This window comes from Vreelandella mediterranea, from assembly GCF_970647075.1.
Genome location: NZ_OZ310198.1, coordinates 98162 through 123995, shown reverse-complemented (window position 1 = coordinate 123995; position 25834 = coordinate 98162). Strand labels below are relative to the sequence as shown.

Annotated in this window: 26 protein-coding genes; 11 read left to right on the top strand and 15 right to left on the bottom strand. The window is 60.3% G+C overall.

Going from position 1 to position 25834, the window contains the following annotated elements:
• Positions 1-26 precede the first annotated feature (26 nt).
• The 14 genes from ACWFVE_RS00580 to ACWFVE_RS00515 all read right to left on the bottom strand — a co-directional run bounded on the left by ACWFVE_RS00580 (position 27) and on the right by ACWFVE_RS00515 (position 14742).
• Positions 27-896: a CheR family methyltransferase gene (locus tag ACWFVE_RS00580; RefSeq protein WP_447527367.1), complete on the bottom strand. Its 870-nt coding sequence runs from the start codon at positions 894-896 to the stop codon at positions 27-29.
• Positions 893-3085, bottom strand: a complete 2193-nt coding sequence (locus ACWFVE_RS00575) for a methyl-accepting chemotaxis protein (protein ID WP_447527366.1) — start codon at positions 3083-3085, stop codon at positions 893-895. Before ACWFVE_RS00575 ends, ACWFVE_RS00580 begins: the two co-directional genes overlap by 4 nt.
• A gap of 84 nt (positions 3086-3169) precedes the next feature.
• A complete protein-coding gene (locus ACWFVE_RS00570) occupies positions 3170-4465 on the bottom strand; it encodes a methyl-accepting chemotaxis protein (RefSeq protein ID WP_447527365.1) in 1296 nt (431 codons plus the stop codon).
• 116 nt (positions 4466-4581) lie between these two features.
• Entirely contained in the window at positions 4582-5082 is a 501-nt protein-coding gene (cheW, locus tag ACWFVE_RS00565; protein ID WP_447527364.1) for a chemotaxis protein CheW, read from the bottom strand.
• On the bottom strand, positions 5079-7166 hold the full coding sequence (gene cheA, locus ACWFVE_RS00560) for a chemotaxis protein CheA (protein ID WP_447527363.1): 2088 nt from the start codon (positions 7164-7166) through the stop codon (positions 5079-5081). The genes cheW and cheA overlap by 4 nt, the downstream gene beginning before the upstream one ends.
• 44 nt (positions 7167-7210) lie before the next feature.
• Positions 7211-8128: a flagellar motor protein MotB gene (gene motB / locus ACWFVE_RS00555; RefSeq protein ID WP_447527362.1), complete on the bottom strand. Its 918-nt coding sequence runs from the start codon at positions 8126-8128 to the stop codon at positions 7211-7213.
• Complete coding sequence (motA, locus tag ACWFVE_RS00550; RefSeq protein ID WP_447527361.1) at positions 8125-8994, bottom strand: flagellar motor stator protein MotA; 870 nt, start codon at positions 8992-8994, stop codon at positions 8125-8127. The genes motB and motA overlap by 4 nt, the downstream gene beginning before the upstream one ends.
• A 223-nt stretch (positions 8995-9217) precedes the next feature.
• A complete protein-coding gene (gene flhC / locus ACWFVE_RS00545) occupies positions 9218-9742 on the bottom strand; it encodes a flagellar transcriptional regulator FlhC (RefSeq protein ID WP_447527360.1) in 525 nt (174 codons plus the stop codon).
• Positions 9739-10071 carry a flagellar transcriptional regulator FlhD gene (gene flhD, locus ACWFVE_RS00540; RefSeq protein WP_447527359.1) on the bottom strand — a complete coding sequence of 111 codons (333 nt, stop codon included), beginning with the start codon at positions 10069-10071 and terminating at the stop codon, positions 9739-9741. The genes flhC and flhD overlap by 4 nt, the downstream gene beginning before the upstream one ends.
• A 99-nt stretch (positions 10072-10170) precedes the next feature.
• Positions 10171-10464, bottom strand: coding sequence for an EscU/YscU/HrcU family type III secretion system export apparatus switch protein (locus tag ACWFVE_RS00535; RefSeq protein WP_447527358.1), 294 nt, complete (start codon positions 10462-10464; stop codon positions 10171-10173).
• On the bottom strand, positions 10464-12056 hold the full coding sequence (locus ACWFVE_RS00530; protein WP_447527357.1) for a flagellar hook-length control protein FliK: 1593 nt from the start codon (positions 12054-12056) through the stop codon (positions 10464-10466). The genes ACWFVE_RS00535 and ACWFVE_RS00530 overlap by 1 nt, the downstream gene beginning before the upstream one ends.
• Complete coding sequence (fliT, locus tag ACWFVE_RS00525; RefSeq protein WP_447527356.1) at positions 12053-12439, bottom strand: flagellar protein FliT; 387 nt, start codon at positions 12437-12439, stop codon at positions 12053-12055. The genes ACWFVE_RS00530 and fliT overlap by 4 nt, the downstream gene beginning before the upstream one ends.
• A gap of 8 nt (positions 12440-12447) precedes the next feature.
• The gene (gene fliS / locus ACWFVE_RS00520) at positions 12448-12864 is read right to left on the bottom strand and encodes a flagellar export chaperone FliS (RefSeq protein WP_447527355.1); all 417 of its coding nucleotides are present in this window, start codon (positions 12862-12864) and stop codon (positions 12448-12450) included.
• 159 nt (positions 12865-13023) lie between these two features.
• The gene (locus ACWFVE_RS00515; protein ID WP_447527354.1) at positions 13024-14742 is read right to left on the bottom strand and encodes an HD domain-containing phosphohydrolase; all 1719 of its coding nucleotides are present in this window, start codon (positions 14740-14742) and stop codon (positions 13024-13026) included.
• A gap of 247 nt (positions 14743-14989) precedes the next feature.
• Here ACWFVE_RS00515 and ACWFVE_RS00510 point away from each other — a divergent pair, with 247 nt between their 5' ends.
• Positions 14990-15349, top strand: coding sequence for a flagellar protein FlaG (locus tag ACWFVE_RS00510; protein WP_447527353.1), 360 nt, complete (start codon positions 14990-14992; stop codon positions 15347-15349).
• A 77-nt stretch (positions 15350-15426) separates the two neighbouring features.
• Here the strand turns inward: ACWFVE_RS00510 and fliE are convergent, their stop codons facing one another.
• Complete coding sequence (fliE, locus tag ACWFVE_RS00505; RefSeq protein ID WP_447527352.1) at positions 15427-15747, bottom strand: flagellar hook-basal body complex protein FliE; 321 nt, start codon at positions 15745-15747, stop codon at positions 15427-15429.
• Positions 15748-16022: 275 nt separating this feature from the next.
• Here fliE and fliF point away from each other — a divergent pair, with 275 nt between their 5' ends.
• The 10 genes from fliF (at position 16023) to fliO (ending at position 25832) form a co-directional block, all read left to right on the top strand.
• Positions 16023-17792, top strand: coding sequence for a flagellar basal-body MS-ring/collar protein FliF (gene fliF, locus ACWFVE_RS00500; protein WP_447527351.1), 1770 nt, complete (start codon positions 16023-16025; stop codon positions 17790-17792).
• Entirely contained in the window at positions 17785-18792 is a 1008-nt protein-coding gene (gene fliG / locus ACWFVE_RS00495; RefSeq protein WP_447527350.1) for a flagellar motor switch protein FliG, read from the top strand. Before fliF ends, fliG begins: the two co-directional genes overlap by 8 nt.
• Positions 18785-19555 carry a flagellar assembly protein FliH gene (locus tag ACWFVE_RS00490; protein WP_447527349.1) on the top strand — a complete coding sequence of 257 codons (771 nt, stop codon included), beginning with the start codon at positions 18785-18787 and terminating at the stop codon, positions 19553-19555. Before fliG ends, ACWFVE_RS00490 begins: the two co-directional genes overlap by 8 nt.
• Entirely contained in the window at positions 19552-20943 is a 1392-nt protein-coding gene (fliI, locus tag ACWFVE_RS00485; RefSeq protein WP_447527348.1) for a flagellar protein export ATPase FliI, read from the top strand. Before ACWFVE_RS00490 ends, fliI begins: the two co-directional genes overlap by 4 nt.
• Position 20944: 1 nt before the next feature.
• Positions 20945-21397, top strand: coding sequence for a flagellar export protein FliJ (fliJ, locus tag ACWFVE_RS00480; RefSeq protein WP_447527347.1), 453 nt, complete (start codon positions 20945-20947; stop codon positions 21395-21397).
• A 22-nt stretch (positions 21398-21419) separates the two neighbouring features.
• Complete coding sequence (locus ACWFVE_RS00475) at positions 21420-23192, top strand: flagellar hook-length control protein FliK (protein WP_447527346.1); 1773 nt, start codon at positions 21420-21422, stop codon at positions 23190-23192.
• A 153-nt stretch (positions 23193-23345) separates the two neighbouring features.
• The gene (fliL, locus tag ACWFVE_RS00470) at positions 23346-23819 is read left to right on the top strand and encodes a flagellar basal body-associated protein FliL (RefSeq protein WP_447527345.1); all 474 of its coding nucleotides are present in this window, start codon (positions 23346-23348) and stop codon (positions 23817-23819) included.
• Positions 23820-23840: 21 nt separating this feature from the next.
• On the top strand, positions 23841-24899 hold the full coding sequence (gene fliM / locus ACWFVE_RS00465) for a flagellar motor switch protein FliM (RefSeq protein ID WP_447527344.1): 1059 nt from the start codon (positions 23841-23843) through the stop codon (positions 24897-24899).
• Positions 24892-25401, top strand: coding sequence for a flagellar motor switch protein FliN (fliN, locus tag ACWFVE_RS00460; RefSeq protein ID WP_447527343.1), 510 nt, complete (start codon positions 24892-24894; stop codon positions 25399-25401). Before fliM ends, fliN begins: the two co-directional genes overlap by 8 nt.
• Positions 25398-25832, top strand: coding sequence for a flagellar biosynthetic protein FliO (gene fliO / locus ACWFVE_RS00455; protein ID WP_447527342.1), 435 nt, complete (start codon positions 25398-25400; stop codon positions 25830-25832). The genes fliN and fliO overlap by 4 nt, the downstream gene beginning before the upstream one ends.
• Positions 25833-25834 lie beyond the last annotated feature (2 nt).

The following is a 25834-nucleotide window of genomic DNA, read 5'->3' as shown; positions in this document are numbered from 1 at the left end:
GAAACCTCCTGAAGGGTACGCCGCTGTCACTTTGCACGGGTGTAGACCGTCTGCCCACGCAGCTTGAAGGCGTCGCTGATATAGGAAAAATTCTCCGAATGCCCGGCAAACAGCAGCCCGTCTTCTTTAAGCAAGGGGGCAAAGCGTTGCAAAATGGTTGCCTGGGTCTCTTTGTTGAAATAGATCATGACGTTGCGACAGAAAATGGCGTCAAAAGGGCCCTGAACAGGCCACTTGGGCGCCAGCAAGTTCAGGGGCAAAAACTCCACCAGCGCCGATACTTCAGGCCGCACGCGAGCAAGTCCGATATGGTTGCCCGTGCCCTTTTGGAAGAAACGTTTGACCCGCGCCTCGTCGAGCTTGCGCACCTGCTCCTGGGGGTAGATCCCCGCCCGGGCCCGGGCCAAGGCGTCGGTATCGATATCCGTGGCGACGATCTTGGCGTTGGAGGCCTTGGCGCCCAGCACTTCCAAAAGCGTCATCGCAAGCGAGTAAGGCTCCTCGCCCGTCGAGGCGGCGGAACACCAGATCGTGATCGGCCCGGCCTTGTCCTTGATATGCTCGGCGAGCAGGGGGAAGTGGTGTGCTTCGCGGAAAAAGGCGGTCAGGTTAGTGGTCAGCGCATTGGTAAACGCCTCCCACTCTTTGGCGTCGGGCTGGCGCTCTAGTCGCGAAAGGTAGTCGGTAAAGCGGGTCATGCCGTGATGACGTAGCCGCCTTGCCAGACGGCTATAGACCATCTCTCGCTTGTGTTCGGCCAGCACGATCCCGGCGCGCTGATAAATCAGCTCGCGGATACGCAAGAAGTCAGCGTCGGTCAGTACAAGATCGCGCTCGATCTGACCTCCCGTCGTCCATTGACCGGTATCTGCCGACCCATCACGTGGTTCGTTCAAAATGCTTGCCACTCCTCTGCAACCGCGGATTGCCGTTTGATAGGCACAGAAGCCGACGGGGTAGTTGTTGATGTATCGCTGGAAGACATCGCGGATGCATCTTTTAGGGCATTATGGGGTGTTCTGGGTGGCGAAAACCCGCTGGCGGTGGCCGCCCTCGGCGCCTCACTCTCCAGCCTGAACGCCTCGACCGACAGCGCCAGCAGCGTCGTTTGACGCTCGAGCGATACCGCGGCCTGGGCCGTTTCCTGCACACGCGCGGCGTTTTGCTGTGTCGCCTGATCCATTTCAGCCACCGACTGATTCACTTCGCTAATACCGGCACTCTGCTCTTCGGACGCCGAAGAGATTTCGTGCATGATGTTCGTGACGCTGCGCGCCGTTTCCGCTACGTCGCCGATCGCCGTCTCCGCGCGCTCGACAAGCCCGGCACCGGCGGCGACATCCTGACGCGAGCCATCGATCAGCGTGCGAATTTCCTGGGCGGCGGAGGCCGAGCGTCCGGCCAGGTTGCGCACCTCTTCGGCGACGACGGCAAAGCCGCGGCCATGCTCGCCGGCCCGGGCCGCCTCGACCGATGCATTCAGCGCCAGTATGTTGGTCTGAAACGCAATCGAGTCGATGGCGTTGATGATATCGGCCATTTGCTGGGAACTTTGCGTAATCCGCTGCATGTTGCTGACCAGTTGGTTCATCAAATCACCGGTTTCACTCACCCGCTCAGCATTGTTATCGGCCAAACGGCGCGCCTGTTGAGCGTTTTCACTATTTTGGCGAACGGTCGTGGTCATCTCTTCCATGCTGGAGGCGGTTTGCTGAAGCGATGCCGCCTGTTGTTCGGTACGCGCAGAGAGCTCTTCGTTGCCGCTGGCAATATTTTGAGCCGCCGGTGTCACGACACCGATCCCCTCTTTGACATCGCCAATGATACTGCCAAGGCTTTTACGCATGGTATTGAGCGAGCCCATTAGGTGCCCGATCTCGTCCTGGCGGCGCTGGGGAACACGCGCCGCCAGGTTGCCGCCGGCAATTTGAAGCGTAAACCGCGAGGCGTCTTTTAGCGGTCTCAAGATGGAGCGCAGAAGCACCGTGCCGAGCAGAATCAGTGCCAGCAGACCAACCCCGAGCACGCCCGCCTGGGTGGCCAGCATGGCCGTTTGCGCCTGCTCCGCGTCAGCGGCCATCGCCTCGGCTGCACGCTGTTCCTGGGCAATTAGCTCGTTGACCATCAGCGATAGCGCGCGACCTTCGCTATTCATGGCGCTGGTGACATCGTCGATTCCGGTCAGCACGTCCAGCGCATCTTCGGCCTGAAGCATCCGGGCAGCGCCGCCCATGTTATCGGCAAAAAACCCTTGAAGGCGTTCGTCAAAGGCGTCGGCAAGCTCGGTGGCATTGGTGTCGCTTGCGTAAAACACCTGCCAGGTGGCGCCGATTTCTTCGATGTCCTGCTCGATCTCCGCGCCGATCTCGAAGCGCTGATCGATGAGCTCCATACGCCCGCGTTCGACCAACTGTTGACGGGCCTGGGCAATACCCTGATCGATCTGCTGAAGGCGAATGACATCGCGCAAGCCATCCTGATGCAAACGCTGAAGGCGCTCGCCGGAGGCGTCGATGCCGTAAAGCCCGATACCGCCGCTGGCGAGCAGGAGCACTCCGCCGACCACGATCATTCCCACCAGTTTGGCGCGAATGGTGTCCGGGCGCAGCCGCTTGATACGTGCCACCACACCTCGGCGGCGGATACGCCCTTTATCGAGATACACGCCCCTGGCCCGCCCTTCGCGTATAGCCGCGTAAATGCGTTCCGCGTAGGCAATGGCCTCGCGGCTTGCCTGCACCCGTACCGAGGTATAGCCCACCACCTCGTCGTTTTCGATGATCGGTGTAACGCTCGCCTCTACCCAGTAGTGATCGCCGCTTTTGCAGCGGTTTTTAACCAGTCCACGCCAGGTCTCGGAGGATCGTGCGGTCTGCCACAGGTTCTCGAAGGCCGCCGGCGGCATATCCGGGTGGCGAATGATATTGTGCGCCGCGCCAATCAGCTCTTCGCGGTTGAAGCCGCTAATCTCGATGAAGGCCGGATTGGCGTACGTAATACGCCCGTCGAGATCCGTCCGCGAGACAAGGAAGTCGTCCCCATTAAGCTCCACTTCCCGCTGGGTAACTGGCTGATTATTGCGCATGGCATTGCCTTGTTTTTTTGGTATTAGTAACGTCGATGCTCTTTCAAGCCCTGATGAGGAGCCTGCTTATGCGGGACAAGTGCCCTAAAAGGCTTCCCACTCTTCAACGGCCTGACCGCGCGGGGCGGGCGCCGGGCTTGCAAGGCTTGCTGGGGCCGGGGCCGGGCGCGCCAGCGGTGCGGGCGCCGGGGCCGGGGCTTTTTGCGCGCGCTCGACGACCTTGAAACGCTCGACTGCCTCCCTCAGGCGCGCTGCATCACTTTCAAGCTCATTGGCACGGCCGGCTGCCTGCTGCACCAGCCTGGCGTTCTGCTGTACGACGTCGTCCATCTGGGTAACGGCCTGATTCACCTGGCTGATACCGTTGCTCTGTTCTTCCGAAGCCGAGGCGATTTCATCCATGATGTCGCTGACCCGCTGAACCGCGCTGACCAGGCCTTGCATGGTCTCGCCGGCCTGATTTACCCGGTCGGTGCCGCTGTCCACCTTGGTGAGCGAGGCATCGATGAGCGCGCGGATCTCTTTAGAGGCGTTGGCGCTGCGGCTGGCCAGATTACGCACCTCTTGCGCCACCACCGCAAAGCCGCGGCCGTGCTCGCCGGCCCGCGCGGCTTCCACCGAGGCGTTGAGCGCCAAAATATTGGTTTGAAAGGCGATGGTGTCGATCACCGTGATGATGTCGGCCACCTTGTGTGAGCTGGAGCTGATCTCCTGCATGGTCTCGACGATACGACTGACTTCGTCACCGCTTTGGCGCGCGGTGAGCGTGGCGTCGCCGGCCAGGGTGCTTGCCTGACGCGCGTTGTCCGCATTGTGGTTCACCGTCGAGGCGAGCTCCTCCATGCTGGAGGCGGTCTCTTCGAGCGACGAGGCCTGCTGCTCGGTACGCGATGACAAGTCGTTATTGCTGCTGGCGATACTCTGGGCGCGCTCGAAGATGGACGTGCCGCTTTGGCGAACCACCCCAACGGTTTCCGATAGCGAGGTTTGCATGTCCGCCATGGCGATATAGAGCCGGCCGATTTCGTTATTCCCCGGCGCGCTGATCTGCTGGTTCAAGTCACCTTCGGCCATACGTTCGAAATACCCCACCAGGCGGCTGAGCGGGCGCAGTACGTTGACGGTGACGCCCCATACCACGACCGCCACGGTAAGCGCGGTCACGACCAGCACCGCGATCAGTGTCCAGCGGACAATACCGGCAAAGTCAGCGAAGAGCTGCTGTTGGACCGCGATATCGCTCGTTGACCGTAGGATGGCACCGCTCTCCTGAAGTGCGTAAAGCCCCGTCGCGCAGGCGGCGATGACAAGCAAGGAGAAGGTAACCAAAACCAGTGCCCAGCTAAGCCGGACGGTCATGTTGTTCATCAACTGATGCATTAGCGATATCCCTTTTCAACGCCTGCGGCTCTGGTCCTGCCAGCGCTCTTTATGCCAAAGTCTTTTAAGTCGATCTTTTAAAAGGGCTCTTCGCGCCCGGCTTCTTAAAAGCGGGATTACGCTTGCTGGGTACTGTCGACAAGCGCCATCTCTTCGCTGGTTAAAAGCTTGTCGATATCCACCAGCACCAGCATGCGGTCTTCGAGGCTGCCCAGTCCGCTCAAGAAATCCGAAGAGAGCGTGACGCCGAACTCCGGTGCAGGTTTGATCTGGTCCGGCGTTAGGGTCATGACGTCCGATACGCCGTCCACCACGATACCGACGACGCGCTCGGCGACGTTGACCACGATCACCACGGTCTGGCCACCGTACTCGACGTTTTCGAGATGGAACTTGATGCGCAGATCGACGATCGGCACGATCACGCCGCGCAGGTTGGTGACTCCTTTGATGAACTCAGGGGCGTTGGCAATACGGGTTACGTTTTCGTAGCCGCGAATTTCCTGAACCTTGAGTATATCGATGGCGTACTCTTCTTCGCCCAGTGAGAACACCAGAAATTCGCTGTTGTCCGCTTCCGCGGCGGCCAGCACCGCGTCACTATTTGAATGACTCATGACAGCTCGGTCTCCTTGTCATACGAGAATTGGGGGTGGTGGTGAACGTTTTTGCCCGCTTCTTTTTTATGGCGGCTTAAGCGGTGTAGGCCGGTAATATCCAGAATCAGCGCCACGCTGCCATCGCCCAGGATCGTAGCGGCGGAGACACCGGGCACCTTGCGGTAGTTGTCTTCCAGATTCTTTACGACCACCTGCTGCTGTCCCACCAGCTCGTCGACCAGCAGCGCATAGCGCCGGCCTTCGCCCTGTACGATCACAGCGATACTCTTGGTCGGGTCGGTGATGGCGTCCGTCACGTCCAGCGCTTCATGAATCGCGATCACCGGCAGATACTCGTCGCGTACCTTGAGCACTACGTCGTCGCCGGCCATGGCGTACATGTCGTCGCTGGAAGGCTGAAGCGACTCGAGCACTGTGGATAGCGGTAGAATGAAGGTTTCGCTACCCACCTTGATAGACATACCGTCCAGAATGGCCAGCGTCAGCGGCAGCACGATACGCGTGTTGGTACCCTCGCCGAGTTTGGATTGAATCTCGACGCGCCCACCCATTTTCTGGATGTTCCGCTTGACCACGTCCATGCCGACGCCGCGCCCGGAGACGTCGGTGACCTCGGCGGCGGTGGAGAAGCCGGGGGCAAAAATGAGCTGAAAGACCTCTTCGTCGGTCATGGTGTCCGAGACGTTCAGCCCGTTCTCGCGAGCCTTGGCGAGCAAGCGGTCACGGTCCATGCCGGCGCCGTCGTCCTTGACCTCGATGAGAATATTGCCGCCCTGATGGCGGGCAGCCAGGGTCAGCTTGCCTTGGCGGGGCTTGCCCAGCGCCTCGCGCACCTCGGGCATTTCGATGCCGTGGTCGAGACTGTTACGCACCAGGTGGGTCAGCGGGTCGGTGATCCGCTCCACCAGACTCTTGTCGAGCTCGGTGGACTTGCCTTCGGTAATCAGCTCGATCTCTTTACCCAGCTTGCCGGCGGTATCGCGCACCACGCGGGGGAAGCGGCTGAACACGAACTCCATGGGAATCATGCGGATCGACATGACCGATTCCTGCAGATCCCGGGCGTTACGCTGGAGAAGGCTCATGCCGTTTTGTAGCGACCCGTTGCCTATCGACTGATCGTTTAAATCGCTCACCGTCTGATCGAGCATCGACTGGGTGATGATCAGCTCGCCCACCAGGTTGATGATTTGGTCGACCTTGTCCACGGACACGCGAATCGAGCTCGATTCGGGCGCGGCTTTCTTGGCCGCTGCCTTGTCGGCTTTTGGGGCCGCGGCCGGGGCGTTCGCACTTTTTTGCGGCGGCGCGGCGGGTTTTTCTGCCTGAGGCGCTGGCGCAGCAGGCTCGGGGGTCGAGGCCTTTGCGGGCGCGCTGGGCGCCGCCACGGCGCTTATTTCGATCTGGTCGGGCTCGATGATAAAACACATCACCGCTTCGATATCGTCGGCACTCGTGCTTGCGCTCATCACGACTTCAAAGCGCTTTTCGTCGCCGGACTGCTGCACGATGTCGCCCAGCTGTCCAAGCTCCTCTACCAGCAGCGCACGGTCTTTATCGCTTACGTTCAAAAGGGCCACGACCAGCTGACTTTCTTGCGCTGGCGCCGCTTCGCTTTCGCCGGTTGCCGGCGCCGGAGCGGGCTCCTTGGGCGAGGCTTCGCTGGGCGTTATGGCCACTTCCAGTGGCTCGCCCATCTCTTCCAGGGCGATTTGCTGAAGCACATGGCAGATGCGCTCAAACGCCTGCTGGTCGGGTTCTTCCTCGCTGCGATAGGCATCGAGCTGTTCGTGCATGATGTCTTTGGCCTCTAAAAACGTATCAACGAGGTCGGGGCGTAGAACGAGTTCTCCCTTTCGCGCGTGATCCAACAGGTTTTCCAGGATATGCGTGGTTTTTTGCAACACGCTAAACCCAAATGTTCCCGCGCCGCCTTTGATGGAGTGAGCGGCGCGAAAAATGGCATTCAGCTGCTCGCTATCCGGATTATCGACATCCAGCTCCAGCAAGTGCTGCTCCATATCCGCAAGCAGTTCTTCGGCTTCTTCAAAAAAGGTGTCAAAAAAATCCGCTATATCCATGCACTGCTCCACATTAGTGTCATAGTTGTTATGACAAGCCTCGCTTACTGCGCTATATCGGCTTGCGGAAGGTTTTCTAAAGCCTCTTCCATACTATTTTCATCCGAAACCGAATCCCCTGGGCCCAAAACACCGGGGTTGCGGATGGCTTCGGCGATCTCCGGAAGCAGTACGACAAGTTCGATACGCCGGTTGCGCGGATCTATTGCCGTCGTCTCGGGTAGCAGCACCCGGTCGGCAAAGCCCGACACGCGAAGCAGCTGGTCGGGGTCGAGGCCGCCGGCCACCAGCTCGCGGCGCGAGGCGTTGGCGCGGTCGTTGGAAAGCTCCCAATTGCTGTAGCCCCGGTAGCCGCCGGCATAGGGCACGCTATCGGTATGCCCACTAATGCTCAGGTCGTTGGGCAGCTCGTTTAAAAGCGGCGCCATCGTGCGTAACAGGCTGCGCATGTAGGAGGCGACCTGGTCACTACCCAGCTCGAACATCGGGCGCTGATCGGTATCCAGAAGCTGAATGCGTAGGCCTTCCCGGGTCAGGTCAAAGCGCATCTGGGAGCGCAACTGACGAAGCTCCGGGTCCTGATTGATCGCGCGCTCGATACGCTCCTGAAGATCGTTGAAAAAGCGCCGCTCCTCAAGACTTGGCCGGGTATGCTGCATGACGTCGATACGCGCACGCTCGCCGTCGGTATGCGTCGGGTCGGGGCCACCGCCGGGGATCACCCGAGTGCTGCCCGAGCGGTCACCACCGGTCACCGCGGTGACCAGCGGGGCACTGAAGTACTCGGCCACGCCCTGGCGCTGCTCGTCACTTGCCACGCTCAAGATCCAGAGCACGAGAAAAAGTGCCATCAGCGCGGTCATGAAGTCTGCCAACGCGATTTTCCACGCGCCGCCGTGATGGGCGTGGACCACTTTTTTGCGCCGGATGACGATCGGGCGCTTGTCGCCCCCCTTACTCATGCATTACCGCCCTTTTTCGCATCGCGCACATACTCCTCGAGTTCGCTAAACGTTGGCCGCTCCTCGGTGTGCAGCGCTTTACGGCCAAACTCGACCGCCAGCTGCGGGGCATACCCATGCAGGCTTGCCAAAAGCGTCACGCGAATGCACTGAAGCATTTTCTCGGCCTCTTTCGCCTGACGGTCGGCATAGCTGGCTATCGGGCTGATAAAGCCGTAGCCCATCAAAATACCCAGGAAGGTGCCGACCAGGGCGTGGGCGATCATTTCCCCCATCTCGTCGGGGCTGGCATCGGCATAGGTCAGCGCTTTCACCACTCCCATGACCGCCGCCACGATGCCGAACGCCGGCATCGCATCCCCCACCTTGCTGATCGCATCGATCGGTATATGAAGCTCCTGCTCGAAGGCCTCGATTTCGTGGAGCATCAGCTCATCGATTTCCATGGGCTCCATGCCGCCGCTGACCATCAGGCGCAGGTAGTCGGTCAAGAAGTTCATGATGTGCGGGTCGGAAAGCACCGTAGGGTGTTCCTGGAAAAGCTCGCTTTCCTGGGGGTTGTCGATATCACGCTCTATACCCAGCATGCCTTCGCGGCGCACCTTGGAAAGGATTTTGAACTGCAGTGCCATCAGCTCCATATAGAGCGCTTTATTGTACTTTTTGGAACGCTTGAGCTTAGGCAGTACCTTGAAAGTCGCCTTGATGGCCTTGCCGTTATTGGCCGCAATAAACGCGCCCACGCCAGCACCCCCGATAATTAATAACTCGAGGGGCTGATAAATCGGTCCAAGGCTTCCCCCCGCCAAGACATACCCGCCAAACACCGACAGCAGTACTACCAAATAACCTAAGAGAATCAGCACACGTACGTTCCTTGCGATGACAGTGAGACATCAGAGGAGTCTGCTTCATCGGTTGTGGTGATGAACGTGGACACTCCCCGCCTATTTGACGCTTAGGCCTATCATACCAGGGCAGTTGCAATTCTTAATGATAAAGTACCGCTACCTTTCCCCCCTATCTCAGGATTAAACACGAACTTAATGTGAGTTAGGAGGTAATAAAAGGCGTAGAAGGGAGGCTATTTTATGCCTGGGGCTTGCGGGTCTTGCCCGCGCGGGAAGGTGGCTGGCAGATGCCGCATACGTAGTCGCGGGTAGGGCTGTGCGCGTGCGCGACGAAGCGACCCAGGCAGCGGGTGCAGGAGGTAAGCTGTAAAAGATCGCTCTCGAAAAAACGCACCAGCGTCCAGGCGCGGGTCAAGCCCAGCACCGGGTCGACGTTTTCAAGGGTGACCTGCTCTTCATAGAGCCGGTACGCCTTGACGAAGGCATCGATACGCTCACACGGCGTGTTTTTTCTGAGACTGCCATAGATATTATAAAAAAGTGACGAGTGAACGTTGGGTAACCAGGTCACGAACCAGTCCGTTGAAAAGGGCAACATTCCCTTGGGCGGAGAAACCCCACGGACCTCTTTATAGAGCTTGATAAGCCGGGTACGGCTAAGCTCGGTTTCCGTCTCCAATACCTGCAACCGTGCACCCAGCTCGATAAGCTCAATGGCTAGCTGAACCTGGCGCATTTCGTCGACCAAGCTTTTTTGAGTCACTCGGCCTCCCCTTTGGGCAGCGAATCAAACGGCTCGCCGGCCATCAAGAGTGAGGCGTGCAGGCCTGAAAGCCCTTGATCTCTCGGGTTCTCCATCACCTGACGTAGTTGCTTGGCGCTTATGTCGCTAAACCGGCACACCAACTGATTGGTGCGTGCCAGCCTGGAAAGCTGACGGGCGTTCAGGGACACGAGCAGGTCAGCGAGCTCGCCATCCACTTTTAAGCGCAGCATTGCCGCATGGCGGTCTTCGTTTAAAAGACGCTGGGCCAGCAGCAAATACGCGAGATTAATTTCCTGGATTTCATCGAAGAAGCTTGTTTGACTCATAATGTTCCATCGAACGTCGAGGCGTTAATCAACCACTGCACTGACGCCAAAATGATTGTTGTTCCCTACCATCATGGTTGCACACAACGTCAGTATTGGCTACTTGCGCCTTTCAACATGAGTTTCTTCTTCTCCAGAGAGCTCGAATACCCATACGAGCAACTCCGCTACCACCTGATATAGGCTAGCAGGAATTTCCGTGTCCAGGTTGAGCTGCATCAAAAGTGCTACGAGTTCCGGCGCATCGTGAACATAGATACCCTGGCGCTCCGCCTCCGCCATGATGCGCTCGGCAAGCTCGCCATAGCCCTTGGCCACGACCCGGGGAGCCTGCTCCCCTTCGTGGTAGGCCAGTGCCACGGCCTGGCGGCGGCGCTCGGTCGAGGAATCCATCAGGTCTCACCCTGGGGTTGCTTTAGACTGACGCGCACTTTTTGAAAGTCCAGCGCGCCAAGGCGCTCCTCCAGCCGACCAATCGAGGGTTCGAGATGCGCGTAAGTCTCCTCATCGAAGGTATCCATCGACACCTCGAGCACGGAGCGGAAAAGCGAAAGCGTCACGTTGAATGCGCCCACGTTGGGTACTTCAAGCTGCATCTGCGAGCGCCACTCCTGTTCGGCCTCGGCGCTTTCGCCTCCTTCATCACCCTGCTGCCGACCCGTGGGTAGATTGATGACAAGCGCCATAAAGATACCCGCCCAGACATCACCTTCCCAACGCAGCACCGGGGTAGCCAGCATTTCAAGCTGCTGGCGCACTAACCCCTGTAGGCTTTCGTGAACGACCTCGCGCTTGGTAGACGACAAAGCTTCAAAATCACGAAGCGCGGCGCTTTCCCGCGCGGCGAGCGCGCGCTCCTCCGGCTTTTCGGTCAGCGGGGAGGGCGTTGTGGCCAGGTTACCTACGGAGCGCTCGATCCCAGCGCGCTCGCTTGCCAGACCCGACGTAACGCCTGCGCCGGTGTTCGCGCCACCCGCCCCTGCGCTGGCGCCGGGCAGATTAGCCGTCGCCTGGGCCGCCGGACCGGTGCTCGGTCCCGGCACGCCCACACCGCCCCCCGCGCCTTGTACGAATATCAGCGCCGTGTTGGGCAAAATGGGGCCAGGCGTGCTTGAACCTGGAAACGCCCCCCAGCCCGGCGCTTGGCCGGCGACCAGGGGCCTGACAAACGACGTTTGGGAGTCTGCAGACGTTTGACCCGATGACGGATACGCCCCCGGCTGGGCCTGTGATCCAGCGGACAACTGACCTGTCGACTGATACACGTTAGGCTGTAGTTGCGGGCCAGCCGGCAGGGGACCGGATGGCTGAAGCACGCCAGGCTGTATGGGTGGGCCAGCGGGCAGGGGGCCGGGCGACTGGAGGGCGCCGGGTTGGAGTGGCTGACCAGTCGACAAGGGGCCGGACGGCTGAAGTGCACCGGGTTGGGTTTGCGGGCCAGCCGGCATTGGGCCGGCTACCTGAGACCGGGCAAGCTGCATCTGCGGCTCGCGCATCAGCTGCTGGCGGGGCACCTCTCCTTGAAACCAGCGCTTCAAGTGGGCTTCGTAAAACAGGCCGCTATCGCGAATACTGGCGTTGAGCCGGTTGGAGAGCGTCTCGGCACTGGCGGGCTCGTCGGGGCCCATCAGCGGGGCGTCGAGTCGCACTGCCGTGGGGGGCGCGGGAAAGCGCAGCAGAACATCGGCGATACTACGCGCCGCAGGGCTAAAGTGGGTTTGCGTCGAGCCCGGCGCCCCCTCGCCTTTGGATGCGGGCAAGCCTCGCCCGCCCTGGTCCGGCGAAGCAGGGAGGCGGCGCAAGTCGTCAAGAGGGAGATTGGTTGTTGGGCGACCATCGAGGCTTGAGTCGCGGGATAGTGCGCGAGGACCGTCGCCGGGCGTAACCGGCTGGACGGGGGCGTTGATCGAGCGCTGTAGCGAATCCGACTGACGCCCCAGCACCTGGTGCATCAACGTATCGATCAACGGCGTGATGCCGCTCACGGCGTGGTGCCATCCTGGTCAGTGACGCCCTGCTGAGGCGCGTAGGCGCGGTGCAGGTCGCGCTGCTTTTGAGAAGCGCCGATCAGCTTGCCCAATTCATCGCGACGAGTGACCAAACGGCGGCGAATATCGACATCGTGCTCCAGAATGCGCTCTAAAAGCTCGGCTTTGAGCGTCCGACCAGCGGCATCGAGCTCGACACGCTCATCAAGCTCGCGAAGCTTATCGACTAACAAAACGTAGTGGGTACGCTGTTCGATAAGCTCCGCCCACTGCTCGTTGCTCGCAAGCGACTGCATATGCGCTGCGCGCGATAACAGCTCGCTGTAGGTATCGAGCAGGGCTTGCTGGGTATCGGCAGGTGCCGTGTCAAAAGCAGACATGATGAGCCTCACGCACTTTGTGGATGGCCTATTTCACGCCAGGCCGAGGCAATATCCTCTAAAAGGCGTTCTGCCTGGTCGAGGCTTTCTTCGTCGTTGCGCAGGTTCGCGGCCAATAAAAGCCGTGCGATGTAGTCGTAAAGTGAACCAAGCCGCTCGGCAACCGCGCCCCCCTTTTCCTGATCGAGTGCGGCGTTTAGGCCATTATTCACGATATCCAGCGCCTTGGAGATAGCGCGACCCTTTTCGCTAACATTACCCGCCTGCATGTGGATGCGTGCCGCGCGAATCGACGCCTTGGCACCGTCGAACAGCATAACGATCAGTTGATGCGGGTCTGCGGACATGACGCCACTCTCCACGCCGACGCGGGCGTAGGCATTAGCCCCCCGTCCATAGGCGCCGCCGCTGCGAGAATAAGTCATAAGGGTACTCCTTAAATGAATAAAATAGCCGCCGATGTCGCAATGCCTGATGGGCTGCTCGAACGACCTCGTTCAAACGGACCGGCCTGTATTGTTTATCGGCGTAGCCCAGGGCGACTTTAACGAGTCGCGGGCTTTTTGATCGGTCATTGCGGCGGTTTAGGTGGAGACCGCCACCTCGCGTTTCGGCGTGCCCAACCGCTCGGCGACATCGCCCGCAACGCTATATTTCAGCGTACTGCGTAACGGCGCCGCGGCTTCCTCGGTCAAAATGACCTCTGTCGGCGTCCCTTGCTCATCGACACGCACCACCCAGGCCAGCTGTTCGCTCGAAAAAAGCGCCAGCGCCCCCACCGGTAACGACTTGAAATGGTCGATATAACGCTTCACCCAGCGCGGATCGAACTGCTGCGGATGACTCAGCAGGTAGCGGTAGATTTCCTGAGTCGTCTTGGCCGGGCGGTCGGGACGGTCGCGGCGCATGGCCTCGACCACATCGATAATTGCGCAGGCCTTGGAGAGCTCGCTTAGCTCATCACCGCCGAGCTGGTCGGGATAGCCGCTGCCATCCATACGCTCGTTAATCCCCTTTATGACCGCTTGAGCGACGTTTTTCGAAAGCCACTGACAGCTCTTCAACCGGTCGAGCAAAAGCCCCGGGTGCTCGCCGATCGCTTTTAGTTGGGTAGCGTCCAGGTGGGGCGCGGTGAATACGACCTGGGGGATCAATGCTTTGCCCAAATCGTGGACGAGCGAGCTTGCCACCATGGCCTTGCGGACATCGTCTGGCGTGTCGCGGCCAAGCCAGTCCAGAAGGTGAATCGCCACCGCGATGCCGTGGCGTACCAGCAGCGGCTCCAATGACAGGCAGCGGGAAGCGAAGAGCAGCGCCTGGCGATCCTCCTCATGCAAGCTGATGATGCGGTCGGCGTTGAGCGAGAGCTGGCGCGAGTCGATATCGCTGCCCTCTTGCAACAAGAGAAGCTGGGCGTCCAGGTAGGCGGCCACTTTCACCAAGCGCCGCGCGGCCGGAGTGGCGTAGTACTGGAGATCGCGGCGACCTACCTGGTACTGCTCGCCTTTTTCGGCTCCTTGAGCGGCGAATAACGGCGACGACTGGCGCGCCCCTTGGCTTGCTTCCTTGTCGTAGCGCGTCGCTTCGCGTTCGATTTCACATACGAAGTACCAGATCTTGCGCGACTGCTCGGCAGTATGATCCACCAGCTCGAACCCAACGCGCAGCAGGTGGTGTTCGGCATCGGTCAATTGATGCCGCGCTTCACCATCAACCGCGAACTGCGTGCCGTCGGGAAAGGTAAAACCAAGCCTTAGCGGCGAACCGGCGTTGGCAAGCAAACCGCTGGCCTTGAGAGGAAGCTCCACCTGGCAGCCACTTTGAGACAAGTCGCGCAACTCGCCCTGCACACTCTGGCCCTGCTCGTCGGTTACCGATACCGCCACCGCCATGCCCATGCGCAGCTGAGCGCGAAACGTTTCGCGCCGTTGGAGCACATAAAGCGCTTCGGGGTAATCGCTGCGGCATAAAAGCCGCCCGCCGGAGTGGCTTGCGTCGATCAGCGAAAGCGGAGCCGTGCGAATGACCTTGCCCTGGGACTGGCCACGCAGAAAGAATGGCTCTGCCGCTTGCAGCCGAGGAAGCAGATAGCTCACCGATGACAAATCCATTACCAGTGCCTCACCTTCCTGCCGCTCCATGAGAACGATGGGCTCGGGGCTTGCATCTGGCGTCATCAGACAAATCGATACCCCGCCCGTTTCGATCATCGTATCGAGCAAAGAGCCGATTATTGAAGGGTTATTAACGCTTTCAAACCCGTCCTGCTCCACTTCCATCAACGTCTTCTCCGCGATTGACACTAGTCGTTAGCGTCCTTGTTACTAAAGTGAGCATACCAAAGCGCGAGGCAAGCTATTGTCCTATATGGCGCTACGTAGACAGCTATTTTAGGCATTTAAGAAATACCAACGATTAATTTTCCATCACCGTAAAGTTCACTCGATAGCAGCCGATGATTCTTCGTGAGGCCCATACGTTTTTTGCCGGGGCTTCGAAGGCACGATGAGTGATTTCCGCCGCTTGGCAAATTTCAAAAGGAATACACGTATGGACTCTTTACCGCTGGATAGTTCCGTCATTTCATCTTCCACGGGCACCTCCTCCCCACCCGCCTGGCAGATGCAGCCCCTGCGCCAGGAAAGCCTGCTTCAAGCACCAACGCAAAGTGAGCCCGCGGCGACCGAGGTCTCCCGGGAGGAGCTTGAGGAGCCCATTGCCCGCCTCAACGAAGCGCTTCGTGATCGTGGCGTAGAGTTCGAGGTCAGCGAAGAGGCCTCCAGGATCATCGCCCGCGTGATCGACCGTGAGACAGGGGACGTCATTCGGCAAATCCCAAGCGAAGAAGTACTCGAGGTAGCCAAGCGGATAGAGGAGATGAAGGGGGGTATTATTTCACTCGAGGCTTGAAAACCGCGCAGCCTGCCGCCGAGCAACCGGGTAAGGACACGCTGCGGCTGCGCCACGCCTTGAGCGTAGCGCAGGTTTTAAACCTGCATGTTCATCACGTCACGGTAGGCGCTGACCAAACGGTTACGCACCTGCAGCCCCATTTGAAAGGCCACACTGGCCTTTTGCATGTCGACCATGACGTCGCCGAGCTCCACGTTAGGCGCGCCGGCCTGGAACTCCATCGCCTTGGTGTCAGCGCTTTTTTGTAGCTGGTTGATACGCCGGATGGAGGCCTGCAGCTCGCCGCCAAACCCACTTTGCCCCAGGGCGGCCGGCTCGCTTTTCAGGGGCGCTCCGGCTTGAGAAGCCATGCCCTGCATCTGCTGTAACGCGGACTGAATGGCGGGTGAACTCATACGTATGCCTCATCGTCGATACGGTTGAAGTAATGCCGCTACCCTACCACTGGCAGCACTCCCCTCATACGAACAAATAAGTCATAAAAGCTGAGCTTTTCCTTCGTTCACGCTCGACACGCCTAAGCATAATGGCGCACATCAAAGTTCCGCATCAGTTTATCTATTTTAACGTCTGTGTTCACGACTTACCGGGATTGACGAGTATAGCCTATGCTTTCATTGATGATGCGCTTGGGCCGTGACCAGCTTTGCTCAACCTCCAGGAGGAATACATGAGCGAGACTGGTGCTACGGCAGGCCGTCAAACCAGCTCGACCCCTAACGCTTCCAGAGGCGACACGGCAGAGAGTTTAAAAAACAACGCCACGCTTACGCGCTTGAAACAGCAAATGCGCGCGAGCCCGTTGGTGGTCTTAATCGTGGCAGCCGCGGCGTCTATCGCGTTGGTGGCTGCGCTTTTCATGTGGGCGGGCAGTCCTGAATACCGGGTGCTTTACAGCAACCTGGACGAAGCGGACGGCGGCCGGATCATCTCCGAGCTCGATAGCCGCGCTATTCCCTATCGTTTCAGCGATAGCGGGCAAGCGCTTATGGTGCCCAGCGATCAGGTCCACATGCTAAGACTCCAGCTTGCCGAACAGGGGCTTCCCCGGGGCGGCAATCAAGGGCTCGAGCTAATGGACAACCAAGCGTTCGGGATCAGCCAGTTTGCCGAGCAGGTCAACTTTCAGCGCGGGCTCGAAGGTGAGCTTGCCCGCTCGATCGAGTCCCTGGGTCCGGTGGAGCGGGTGCGCGTTCACCTCTCTTTGGCCAAACCTTCGGTCTTTATTCGCGACCGTGAGCCGGCCAAGGCGTCTGTCGTACTCACGCTTTTGTCCGGGCGCGTACTCGGTGAAGGCCAGGTCAGCGCGATTGTGCATATGGTATCGAGCAGCGTACCCGAGCTTGCCGCCGAAGACGTGACCGTCGTGGATCAAAACGGCCGCCTGCTTTCGGCAAAAGCCTCCCAGGGTAACGACCTGGACGGTACTCAGCTCGCCTATATCTCCGAGGTGGAGCGCTCCTATCAGCAGCGTATCGAAAACATCCTGACGCCGATTTTGGGAAGCGATAACGTGCGCGCTCAGGTCGCCGCTCAGATCGACTTCTCGCGGCGCGAACAAACCTCCGAGCGCTACGGGCCCAACCAGCCGCCGAACGAAGCGGCGGTGAGAAGCCGTCAGTTAAGCCTCTCTTTCGATGGCGAAGATCCGCTGGCGACCGGTATTCCTGGCGCGCTGAGCAATACGCCGCCAGGTACGGCGCCTTCGTTCATCAACCAGGAGGGCGAAGGTGAGGATGGCGAAGAGCCCCCGGAAAACGCGCTTTCGAACCTGCGCCAGGACGATGTCGTCAATTACGAAGTGGATCGTAGCATCGAGCACGTTCAGCAGCGCCTCGGCCAGGTTCAACGCTTGTCCGCCGCGGTGGTCGTCAATTTCAGAACCGTGATCAACGACGAAGGTGAAGCCGAGCAGGTCGCCCTGACGCCGGAAGAGGTAGGGCAGCTGGAACGGCTAGTGCAGCAGGCGATGGGCTTCTCCGAGGTCCGCGGCGATCAAATCGAAGTGGTCAATACGCCCTTCGTCCGCGCCAGCGACATCGAAGACGACACCGTCTGGTGGCAGCGCCCGGCAACGCTTTCGCTTGCCACGACTCTTGGACGCTACCTGATGGTCGCCCTTGTCGCGCTGCTGCTTTATCTGCTCATTTTGCGCCCGCTGATCAAGCGCTATACCCAGACGCCTCCCGCTGCAGCACCGGCGGCGCCCGGTAGCACTTTCCGCGCAAGCGTTGGCGATGAAGAAGAGGGTGAAGGCGGGCTTGGCGAAGAGGGTGAGCGCTCGGAGTCGGAAGAAGACGACACCTACGCGGAGCGTCCCAAGCGCCGGCGTAAAACGTCTCTTTACGAGCACAACCTTAAAGACCTGCAGGATATGGCCAAGGATGACCCACGTATGGTCGCCATGATTATTCGCAGCTGGATGAATGCCAATGAGTAGCGCCATCGAACAAATGGGCGGCGCCCGTAAAAGCGCCATTCTCCTGCTCACGCTGGACGAAGACAGCGCGGCAGAGGTGTTCAAGTATTTAAACGCCTCTGAGGTACAGGCGATCAGCCTCGAGATGGCCAGACTCGACCAGATTTCCCACGAGGACATGAAGGCCGTGCTGGAGGCTTTCCAGCGCGAGACCGACGAGTTCGTGGCGCTGAACCTCAACTCGAGCGACCATATTCGCTCGGTATTGACCAAGGCGCTGGGCAGCGAACGCGCCTCGAGCCTGATCGAGGACATTCTCGAGAGCACCGGCAACAATTCGGGTATCGATGCGCTCAACTTGATGGAAGCCTCGATGGTGTCCGAGCTGATCCGCGATGAGCATCCGCAGATCATCGCCACGATCTTGATTCATCTGGAGCGCAATCAAGCCGCCGACATTCTCGAGCTCTTCGAAGAGAAGCTGCGTAACGACGTCGTGCTGCGGATTGCTACCTTCAGCGGCGTTCAGCCCGCCGCCCTCCAGGAGTTGACCGAAGTGCTGACCAGCATGCTGGATGGTCAGAACCTCAAGCGCAGCAAGATGGGCGGCGTAAGAACCGCAGCGGAAATTCTCAACCTGATGAACTCGTCCCAGGAAGAGGGCGCGATCGATACCGTGCGTGCCCACAACGAAGACCTGGCGCAGAAAATCATCGACGAGATGTTCCTGTTCGAAAATCTTCTCGACCTGGACAGCCGGGCGGTTCAGATGGTACTCCAGGAAGTCGAAACCAACTCGCTGGTTATCGCCCTCAAGGGCGCTCAGGAGGCTTTGGTGGACAAGTTTTTGCGCAACATGTCGCAACGCGCCGCGGATTTGGTGCGCGAAGACATGGAGGCCCGTGGCCCCATTCGTGTCTCTCAGGTCGAAACCGAGCAGAAAGCCATTTTGCAGGTGGTCCGCCGCCTGGCCGACTCCGGCGAGATAGTGCTGGCCGGCGGAGACGACGAGTATGTGTAGCGGCCGCACGAGCGAGTTCGACCGCCACGGCCAGTGGCAACGCTGGCAGATGGACGAGCTCCAGAGCCACGCTTTCGAGGCAGGTGATGACCATGCCGCCTCGCCAAGCGCTTATCAGCGCCGAGTCGCCGCCGCGCAAAAAGCCGCCGAACAGGCACGTCTTCGCGAGGAGCAAGAGCGTGAAGCCGTTTACGAACGGGTACGCCGCGAAGCCGAACAACAGGGTTATCAGGACGGTCTCGCCCAGGGCCATCAGGAGGGTTTCGAGCAAGGCCTGAGCGAGGGTCGCGCAGAGGCGCAAAAAACCCTCGACGAGCAGATCCATCAGGCCATCAAGCCGCTTGAAAACCTGGCCAAACAGTTCGCTGACGCCCTGGAGCGCATCGACGATACCATCGCCGACGATTTGGTCGAGCTTGCCATGATGACCGGGCGCCAGCTCGCCCTCGACGCGCTGGCCGAACAGCCCGAACAGATTCTTCAACTGGTGCGCGAGCTTTTACATACCGAGCCGCCGCTCACCGGCCAGCAGCGCCTGTGGCTCAACCCCGATGACCACGCGCTTGTAGAAGAGCGGCTAGGCGTCGAGCTAAGCGCGGCCGGGTGGGCGCTGCAGCCCGACGACCAGCTTGCCCGCGGCGGATGCCGGGTGACCAGTGCCCAAGGGGAGCTCGATGCAACCTTCGAGAGTCGCTGGCAGGCCATCACCTCCCAGATGCGCAGGCGCAATAAACCCGCGGATACCGCCGGGGACAGCGCATGAACAGCGCCGCCACCCATACTCACTCGCAGCACTGGCGCAAGGCGCTCACGCGGACCTCGCGCCGGGTAAGCCAGCTCCCCCACTACCGGCGTAGCGGCCGGGTAGTGCGCGCGACCGGCATGGTGATCGAGGTCGTGGGGCTGCGCGTGGCGGTAGGCAGCGCGTGCCGCATCGAACTGCCCAGCATGGACGGACGAGTCAACGACAGCGAGGCGCATGCGGAAGCCGAAGTGGTAGGGTTTTCCGGCGAAAAGCTCTTTTTGATGCCGCTCGAACAGATTTCAGGCCTCATGCCCGGTGCGCGTGTTTCGCCGCTGGTCGATGGTAGCGGCCATAGCGCGCGGCGCTTTCCCATTGGCGATGAGCTTCTGGGCCGGGTGCTCGACGGTAACGGCAACCCCCTGGATGACCGCGAAGGCATCGACGAGGTCGCCCGGGCGACGCTGCATACCGCGCCGCTCAACCCGCTGTCGCGCGCGCCGATCGACACCCCGATCGATGTCGGTATTCGCGCCATCAACGCGCTGTTAAGCGTTGGCAAGGGCCAGCGCATGGGGCTTTTCGCAGGCTCCGGTGTGGGCAAATCGGTGCTGCTGGGCATGATGGCGCGCTACACCCAGGCCGATGTTATCGTGGTCGGGCTGATCGGCGAGCGCGGCCGCGAAGTACAGGATTTCATCGACAATATTTTAGGCCCGGAGGGGCGCCGCCGCGCAGTGGTCGTGGCCGCCCCGGCGGACACCTCGCCGCTTCAACGTCTGCAGGGCGCCTCCTACGCCACACGCCTGGCCGAAGGATTTCGCGACAGCGGGCGCAACGTGTTGCTGATTATGGACTCATTGACCCGTTACGCCATGGCCCAGCGTGAAATCGCGCTGGCCATCGGCGAGCCGCCGGCGACCAAGGGTTATCCACCCTCGGTGTTCGCCAAGCTCCCGGGGCTGGTCGAGCGCGCGGGTAACGCCGAACGCGGCGGCGGTTCGATCACGGCGTTTTACACCGTTTTGACCGAAGGCGATGACCAGCAGGATCCCATCGCCGACTCGGCCCGGGCGATTTTGGATGGCCATATCGTGCTGTCGCGCAGCCTGGCAGAGGCGGGACACTACCCAGCCATCGATATCGAGGCGTCGATCAGCCGGGCCATGAACGCCGTCGCGACGGACGAACAGATCAAACGGGCACGGACCTTTAAGCAGATTTTTTCACGCTATCAGCGCAATCGCGATTTGATCAGCGTAGGGGCGTATAGCCCCGGGCACGACCCTCGGCTGGACGAGGCGGTCAACCTGTTTCCAGAGCTCGAGCGCTTTTTGCAGCAAAGTATCGAAGAGCGCGCCACACTTGAAGAGTCAAGACAGGCACTAGCGCAGTTGGTGGGAGGCTAATATGCAGCATTCACAGCTCGACATTTTAACCAATCTGGCCCGGGACGCTCGCGACCAAGCGGGTAAGCTATTGGCCGAAGAGCGCCAGAGCCAGCACCAAACCCAGGCGCAGCTCGAGTCGCTCAGCCGCTACCGTGCCGAGTACGCCGAGCGCCTACAAATGGCCATGCGCGACGGTATCGACCCGGCGACCATGTTCAACTATCAGCAGTTCTTGGCCTCGCTCGACGCCGCGCTCAGCCGCGCCCGTCAAGCGCTTACCGCCCAGCAAAAACGCGTTCAACAAAGTCAGCAGCACTGGCAGCAGGAACAGCGTAAGCTCTCCTCCTACGACACCCTGGCATCGCGGCGGCTTCTCGAAGAGCACCGCCGCCAGGAGCGGGCCGACCAGAAAGCCAACGACGAGTTCGTAACGTCCCAGACCGCCCGCCGTTCACCGGACAGTTCGCAGTAATGCGCGCGAGGATTTCAACACCATGACTATGTCGCTACTGCTACACACCAGCCAGGACCTCTCTAGCTCGGGCCTCTCAAGCCAGGGTCTGCGCGGTGCGCTCACCACCACGTCCGGCACCAAGCCGTCGTCCGGTGCTTCCGAAGGCTTTCAAACGGCGCTGCGCCAAGCATTCGATACCCGCGCGGATACGTCTCGCACCAGCGGTCAGTCGCAAGCGCCAGCCCAGGAGCACTTTCGCGCCGCGTTGGCCGCGTTGGGCGTCGAACCCGATACGCTGGATGAAACCGCTATCAGCACGCTGTCCGGTCAGCAGAAAACGTTGCCACAGGGCATGCTCGCGGACTTGCGCGATGCGATGAGCGCGCTAGGCGTGGACGGAGATGCACTCGATGAAACCGCGCTACGCCAGGCGCTGGACACCCGCGCAGCTGCGCCTTTAGCCGGCCAGTCTCAGCCCCAGGATGCGGTGGCACTCGACGTCTTTCGTGATGCGCTGAGCGCGCTGGGCGTGGACGCAGAGGCCCTCGATGAAACGGCGCTACGTCAGGCGCTTGATACGCTCGCAGCCACGCCTTCAGCCGGCCAGTCTCAGCCGCAGGACGCGGCGGCGCTCGACACCTTTCGCGAAGCCCTGACAGCACTGGGTATCGAGGCCGGCACGCTCGATGACGCCTCCTTGAGCGCGCTTTTTAACGCCACCGGCCAAGCATTGGCGGCCGATGTACCCAGCGGTCAGCGTCTCGAGACCCTGGAAAACATGTTCGCCAGACTTAACGCTTCCGCGTCCGCTGACGAAAACCCGATGATGGCACCGCTTACCTTCACCGATACAGCGCCCCTGTCCGGGCCAGCTGACGGTGTGGAAAAGCAGGAGTGGGCCGATGCCCCGTTGGACGAAGTGCAGGCGCGCCTGGCGCTGATGGCGGCGTTTGCCGAAACGCCAGCGCAAGCCGCTGAGCCAGGCGTAGCCGATACGGCGCAGCTCAATAGCGCAACACCGGCGACCTTTGCACTGAGTGAGGCGGCAAGCCAAGTGTTGAACGCCGCTAACGCTTTGCGCGCCGAGGCCAATCCGACCGCCAGATGGGCAACCTCGGCCTCGGGTGAAGCACGGCCGACCTGGAGCGCTCAGGGGCCGGCTTCGCTCTACACAGCCGCAACGACCCTGACCGACGCCCCTGATGGCGGTCTTACCCCGGCACCATTGGTAGCCCGCAGCGATGCGATGCCAGCAGCCACGGCGAGCCTGTTACAAAACGCTTCGGCACCGGCCGCTTCGACGGGCGCCGAGCAGGCAGGCCTGGGAGCTGCCCCTGGCGGCGCACCAGTCGCAACGCCTGGCAGTGCCATCACGGCCATCAACGCACCGGTCACAAGTGCCGCGTTTCCTGAAAAACTGGGCCAACAGCTGATTCAGCTGACCCAGCGCGGCGGCGAGCAGCACGTCAAGCTCGAGCTACACCCGTCAGAATTGGGGCCGCTTTCGATCTCGCTGAAAGTGAGCGAACACGGCACCCAGGCACAGTTTTTCTCGGCGCACGCCCAGGTTCGTCAGGTCGTCGAGCAGGCGATCCCTCAACTGCGCGAAGCGCTGGCCGCCCAGGGAATCTCGCTGGGCGAGACCTCGGTCGGTGAACACGGTCAACCTAACGAGCAAGCCTTCGCCCAGGCGAATGGCGCTTCGACTCGAGGCGGCGGCGACGCCGCCGAGGGTGGACTGGAGGGCATCGACGCAGGCCTGGCCACACCGGTGCGCCTGACGCTGGATGGGCGAGTCGACCTCTACGCGTGATGGTGGGCCCCGCGGGGCAGTCACCATCTCAACGCCTTAAAAAGCTAAGCCAAAAGATAGGCTCTCCTGGAGAGTCTGTTCATTTACTAAGCGGCTGGCTCATTAGGCATAATGCATGGCATTCGTCATACGCAAGGATCATGGGAACAGTCAATGGCAGAAGCAAGCGGTGGATCCAAGAAACTGCTTTATATAATGATCGTGCTGGTCGTCCTGTCGGCGCTCGGTGCCGCGGCCGCTGTTTACATGGTGCTGGGCGGCTCAAGCGACGATGAGGCGGGCCAGACCGAAGTGGTCGCCGAACCAGAGCCGCCGGTTTTCACACGTATCGAGCCCTTTACGGTGAACCTGGCGGACGACAACTACGGTTCACGCCTGCTGTATACCGGCATTACGCTGCGCGTCGGCGGTGAGCAGAGCAAAGCCATCATCGAAGAGCACATGCCCCAGGTACGCAGCCGCTTGCTGATTTTGTTGTCCGGCAAGCAGGCCAGTGAATTAACGTCTATCGAAGGTAAGGAGGCGCTTGCCCAAGCGATTATCAGCCGGCTCACCGTTCCACTAACGGAAAACCAGCCGCCGCTTGATCTGCAGGAAGTGCTGTTTACCGATTTTATCGTGCAATAACCTCGGGCGCGGGAGCCGTTCATGTCACAGGACGATCTACTGTCCCAGGAAGAAATCGATGCCTTGTTGAAAGGCGTCAGTGGAGATGAGGAGCCAGCAAGCACCTCCTCCTCTCCTTCAAAAGATGATCAGCGCATTCGTCCTTACGACCCGGCGACCCAGCACCGGGTCATCCGGGAGCGTCTGCACGCGCTGGATTTCATCAACGAACGTTTTGCCCGCTACTTTAGAAACGGGCTGTTCAACCTGATTCGTAGAAGCGCCGATATCACGGTGGAATCGGTTCGCTATCAAAGTTTTAGCGATTTTTCGCGCAACGTACCGGTGCCCACCAACCTCAATATCGTCTCCATGAAACCGCTACGCGGCTCGGCGCTGGTCGTCTTTCCGCCTAACCTGGTGTTCATGGTGGTGGATAACCTGTTTGGTGGTGACGGCCGCTTCGTGACCAAATCCGACGGCCGCGAATTCACTAATACCGAGCAGCGCATTATTCAGCGCCTGCTCAATCTGGCCATCGACGCCTACCAGGAGGCCTGGAAGGTCGTCCACCCGCTGGAGGTCAACTTCCTACGCTCCGAGGTACAGGCCAAGTTCGCCAACATCACCAACTCGCCTAACGAGATCGTGGTGAATACCAAGTTCAATATCGAAGTAGGCAACCTCTCCAGCAGTTTTCAGATCTGTATGCCCTACGCCATGATCGAACCGCTGCGGGATCTTCTTGCCAACCCGATCAACGACAGCAACCACGACCACGACGGCACCTGGTCGCGGCGCATGGCCAGCGAGCTGCGCCAGACAGAAATCGAGCTGATTGCCGAGTTTGCCCGGATCCCAAGCCGCATCGCCCAGGTAATGGGGCTGAAAAAAGGCGATGTACTGCCCATGGACATTCCCAGCACCATTACCGCCAGCGTCGATGGCGTGCCTGTCATGGAGTGCGAGTACGGAAGCCAGCAGCAGCACCGCGCTCTGCGCGTGCTCAGCGTGACCGACCACGGTGCCATGAATAACGCCGCGTCCCTGGACTTCATTAAAAGCCCGCGACGCCAATCCAAGGAACAAACGCATGACTGATCCTAACAAACCCGATCAACCTGTTTCCGACGATGATTGGGCGAACGCCATGTCTGAGCAAGTCCCCGAGTCGGACGCCGCCGGCGAAGAAGACCCCTGGGCGGCCGCCATGGCCGAACAGGAGTCCGCCGAGCAAGAAAGCGCTGAACAAGCCCCGGAAGACGAGCCGCAGCCCGCCGCCAGGGCGGCAAGCGAAGACATTTTCCGCCCGCTAAGCGGCGAAGGCGCCACCAGTGTCTCCCGGGACCTGGAAATGATCATGGATATTCCGGTCAAGCTCACCGTTGAGCTCGGCCGGACAAAACTGACCATCAAGCAGCTTTTGGAGCTTGCCCAGGGCTCGGTCATCGAGCTCGAGGGGTTGGCCGGCGAGCCGATGGATATTCTGATCAATGGCTATCTAATCGCCCAGGGGGAGGTCGTGGTAGTGGAGGACAAGTACGGTATCCGCATCACCGAAATCATTACCCCCTCCGAGCGTATTCACAAACTCAACCGATGAGCGTCGCGACGTCCACAAGCCAGCCAGGCTCGGTCGATGCGCTGGGCTCGGATGCGTTGGTCGGTATGGCAGCGCTGGGGAAAACCGCCGCAGCGTTGGCGCTGGTGGTGGTCATCATTTTGCTGTGTACGGCACTTTTGAAGCGTATACAGCAAAAGCGTTTCGATAGCGGTGCGCGGCTGCGCGTGGTCGGCACGACAGCGGTAGGCGGACGCGAGCGCATCGTGGTGGTCGAGGTGGAGGATACCTGGCTGGTCGTGGGCGTTGGCGGTGGGCAAATCACCAAGTTGCACGAGCGCCCTGCCCCCACCGACCGCCAGGTGCCCGAAACGGAGGTGTCCGCCGGGTTCTCCCAGCGTCTGGCGAAGGCGATTTCGGGCCGCCGTTCTGATCCCGCCTCCTCCGAGTCAAGCCCCCCTCCATCGCCATGAGA

What these genes read in the sequence shown, in the direction of transcription:
- ACWFVE_RS00475 (WP_447527346.1), top strand. Translation starts at nt 21,420, where the DNA reads ATGACTATGTCGCTACTGCTACACACCAGCCAGGACCTCTCTAGCTCG.
- cheW (WP_447527364.1), bottom strand. Translation starts at nt 5,082, where the DNA reads ATGAGTCATTCAAATAGTGACGCGGTGCTGGCCGCCGCGGAAGCGGAC.
- fliF (WP_447527351.1), top strand. Translation starts at nt 16,023, where the DNA reads ATGAGCGAGACTGGTGCTACGGCAGGCCGTCAAACCAGCTCGACCCCT.
- ACWFVE_RS00575 (WP_447527366.1), bottom strand. Translation starts at nt 3,085, where the DNA reads ATGCGCAATAATCAGCCAGTTACCCAGCGGGAAGTGGAGCTTAATGGG.
- fliE (WP_447527352.1), bottom strand. Translation starts at nt 15,747, where the DNA reads ATGAGTTCACCCGCCATTCAGTCCGCGTTACAGCAGATGCAGGGCATG.
- fliN (WP_447527343.1), top strand. Translation starts at nt 24,892, where the DNA reads ATGACTGATCCTAACAAACCCGATCAACCTGTTTCCGACGATGATTGG.
- ACWFVE_RS00490 (WP_447527349.1), top strand. Translation starts at nt 18,785, where the DNA reads ATGTGTAGCGGCCGCACGAGCGAGTTCGACCGCCACGGCCAGTGGCAA.
- fliG (WP_447527350.1), top strand. Translation starts at nt 17,785, where the DNA reads ATGAGTAGCGCCATCGAACAAATGGGCGGCGCCCGTAAAAGCGCCATT.
- flhD (WP_447527359.1), bottom strand. Translation starts at nt 10,071, where the DNA reads ATGAGTCAAACAAGCTTCTTCGATGAAATCCAGGAAATTAATCTCGCG.
- fliI (WP_447527348.1), top strand. Translation starts at nt 19,552, where the DNA reads ATGAACAGCGCCGCCACCCATACTCACTCGCAGCACTGGCGCAAGGCG.
- fliT (WP_447527356.1), bottom strand. Translation starts at nt 12,439, where the DNA reads ATGTCTGCTTTTGACACGGCACCTGCCGATACCCAGCAAGCCCTGCTC.
- fliL (WP_447527345.1), top strand. Translation starts at nt 23,346, where the DNA reads ATGGCAGAAGCAAGCGGTGGATCCAAGAAACTGCTTTATATAATGATC.
- ACWFVE_RS00535 (WP_447527358.1), bottom strand. Translation starts at nt 10,464, where the DNA reads ATGGATTCCTCGACCGAGCGCCGCCGCCAGGCCGTGGCACTGGCCTAC.
- fliJ (WP_447527347.1), top strand. Translation starts at nt 20,945, where the DNA reads ATGCAGCATTCACAGCTCGACATTTTAACCAATCTGGCCCGGGACGCT.
- ACWFVE_RS00570 (WP_447527365.1), bottom strand. Translation starts at nt 4,465, where the DNA reads ATGCATCAGTTGATGAACAACATGACCGTCCGGCTTAGCTGGGCACTG.
- motB (WP_447527362.1), bottom strand. Translation starts at nt 8,128, where the DNA reads ATGAGTAAGGGGGGCGACAAGCGCCCGATCGTCATCCGGCGCAAAAAA.
- cheA (WP_447527363.1), bottom strand. Translation starts at nt 7,166, where the DNA reads ATGGATATAGCGGATTTTTTTGACACCTTTTTTGAAGAAGCCGAAGAA.
- fliO (WP_447527342.1), top strand. Translation starts at nt 25,398, where the DNA reads ATGAGCGTCGCGACGTCCACAAGCCAGCCAGGCTCGGTCGATGCGCTG.
- fliM (WP_447527344.1), top strand. Translation starts at nt 23,841, where the DNA reads ATGTCACAGGACGATCTACTGTCCCAGGAAGAAATCGATGCCTTGTTG.
- ACWFVE_RS00510 (WP_447527353.1), top strand. Translation starts at nt 14,990, where the DNA reads ATGGACTCTTTACCGCTGGATAGTTCCGTCATTTCATCTTCCACGGGC.
- fliS (WP_447527355.1), bottom strand. Translation starts at nt 12,864, where the DNA reads ATGACTTATTCTCGCAGCGGCGGCGCCTATGGACGGGGGGCTAATGCC.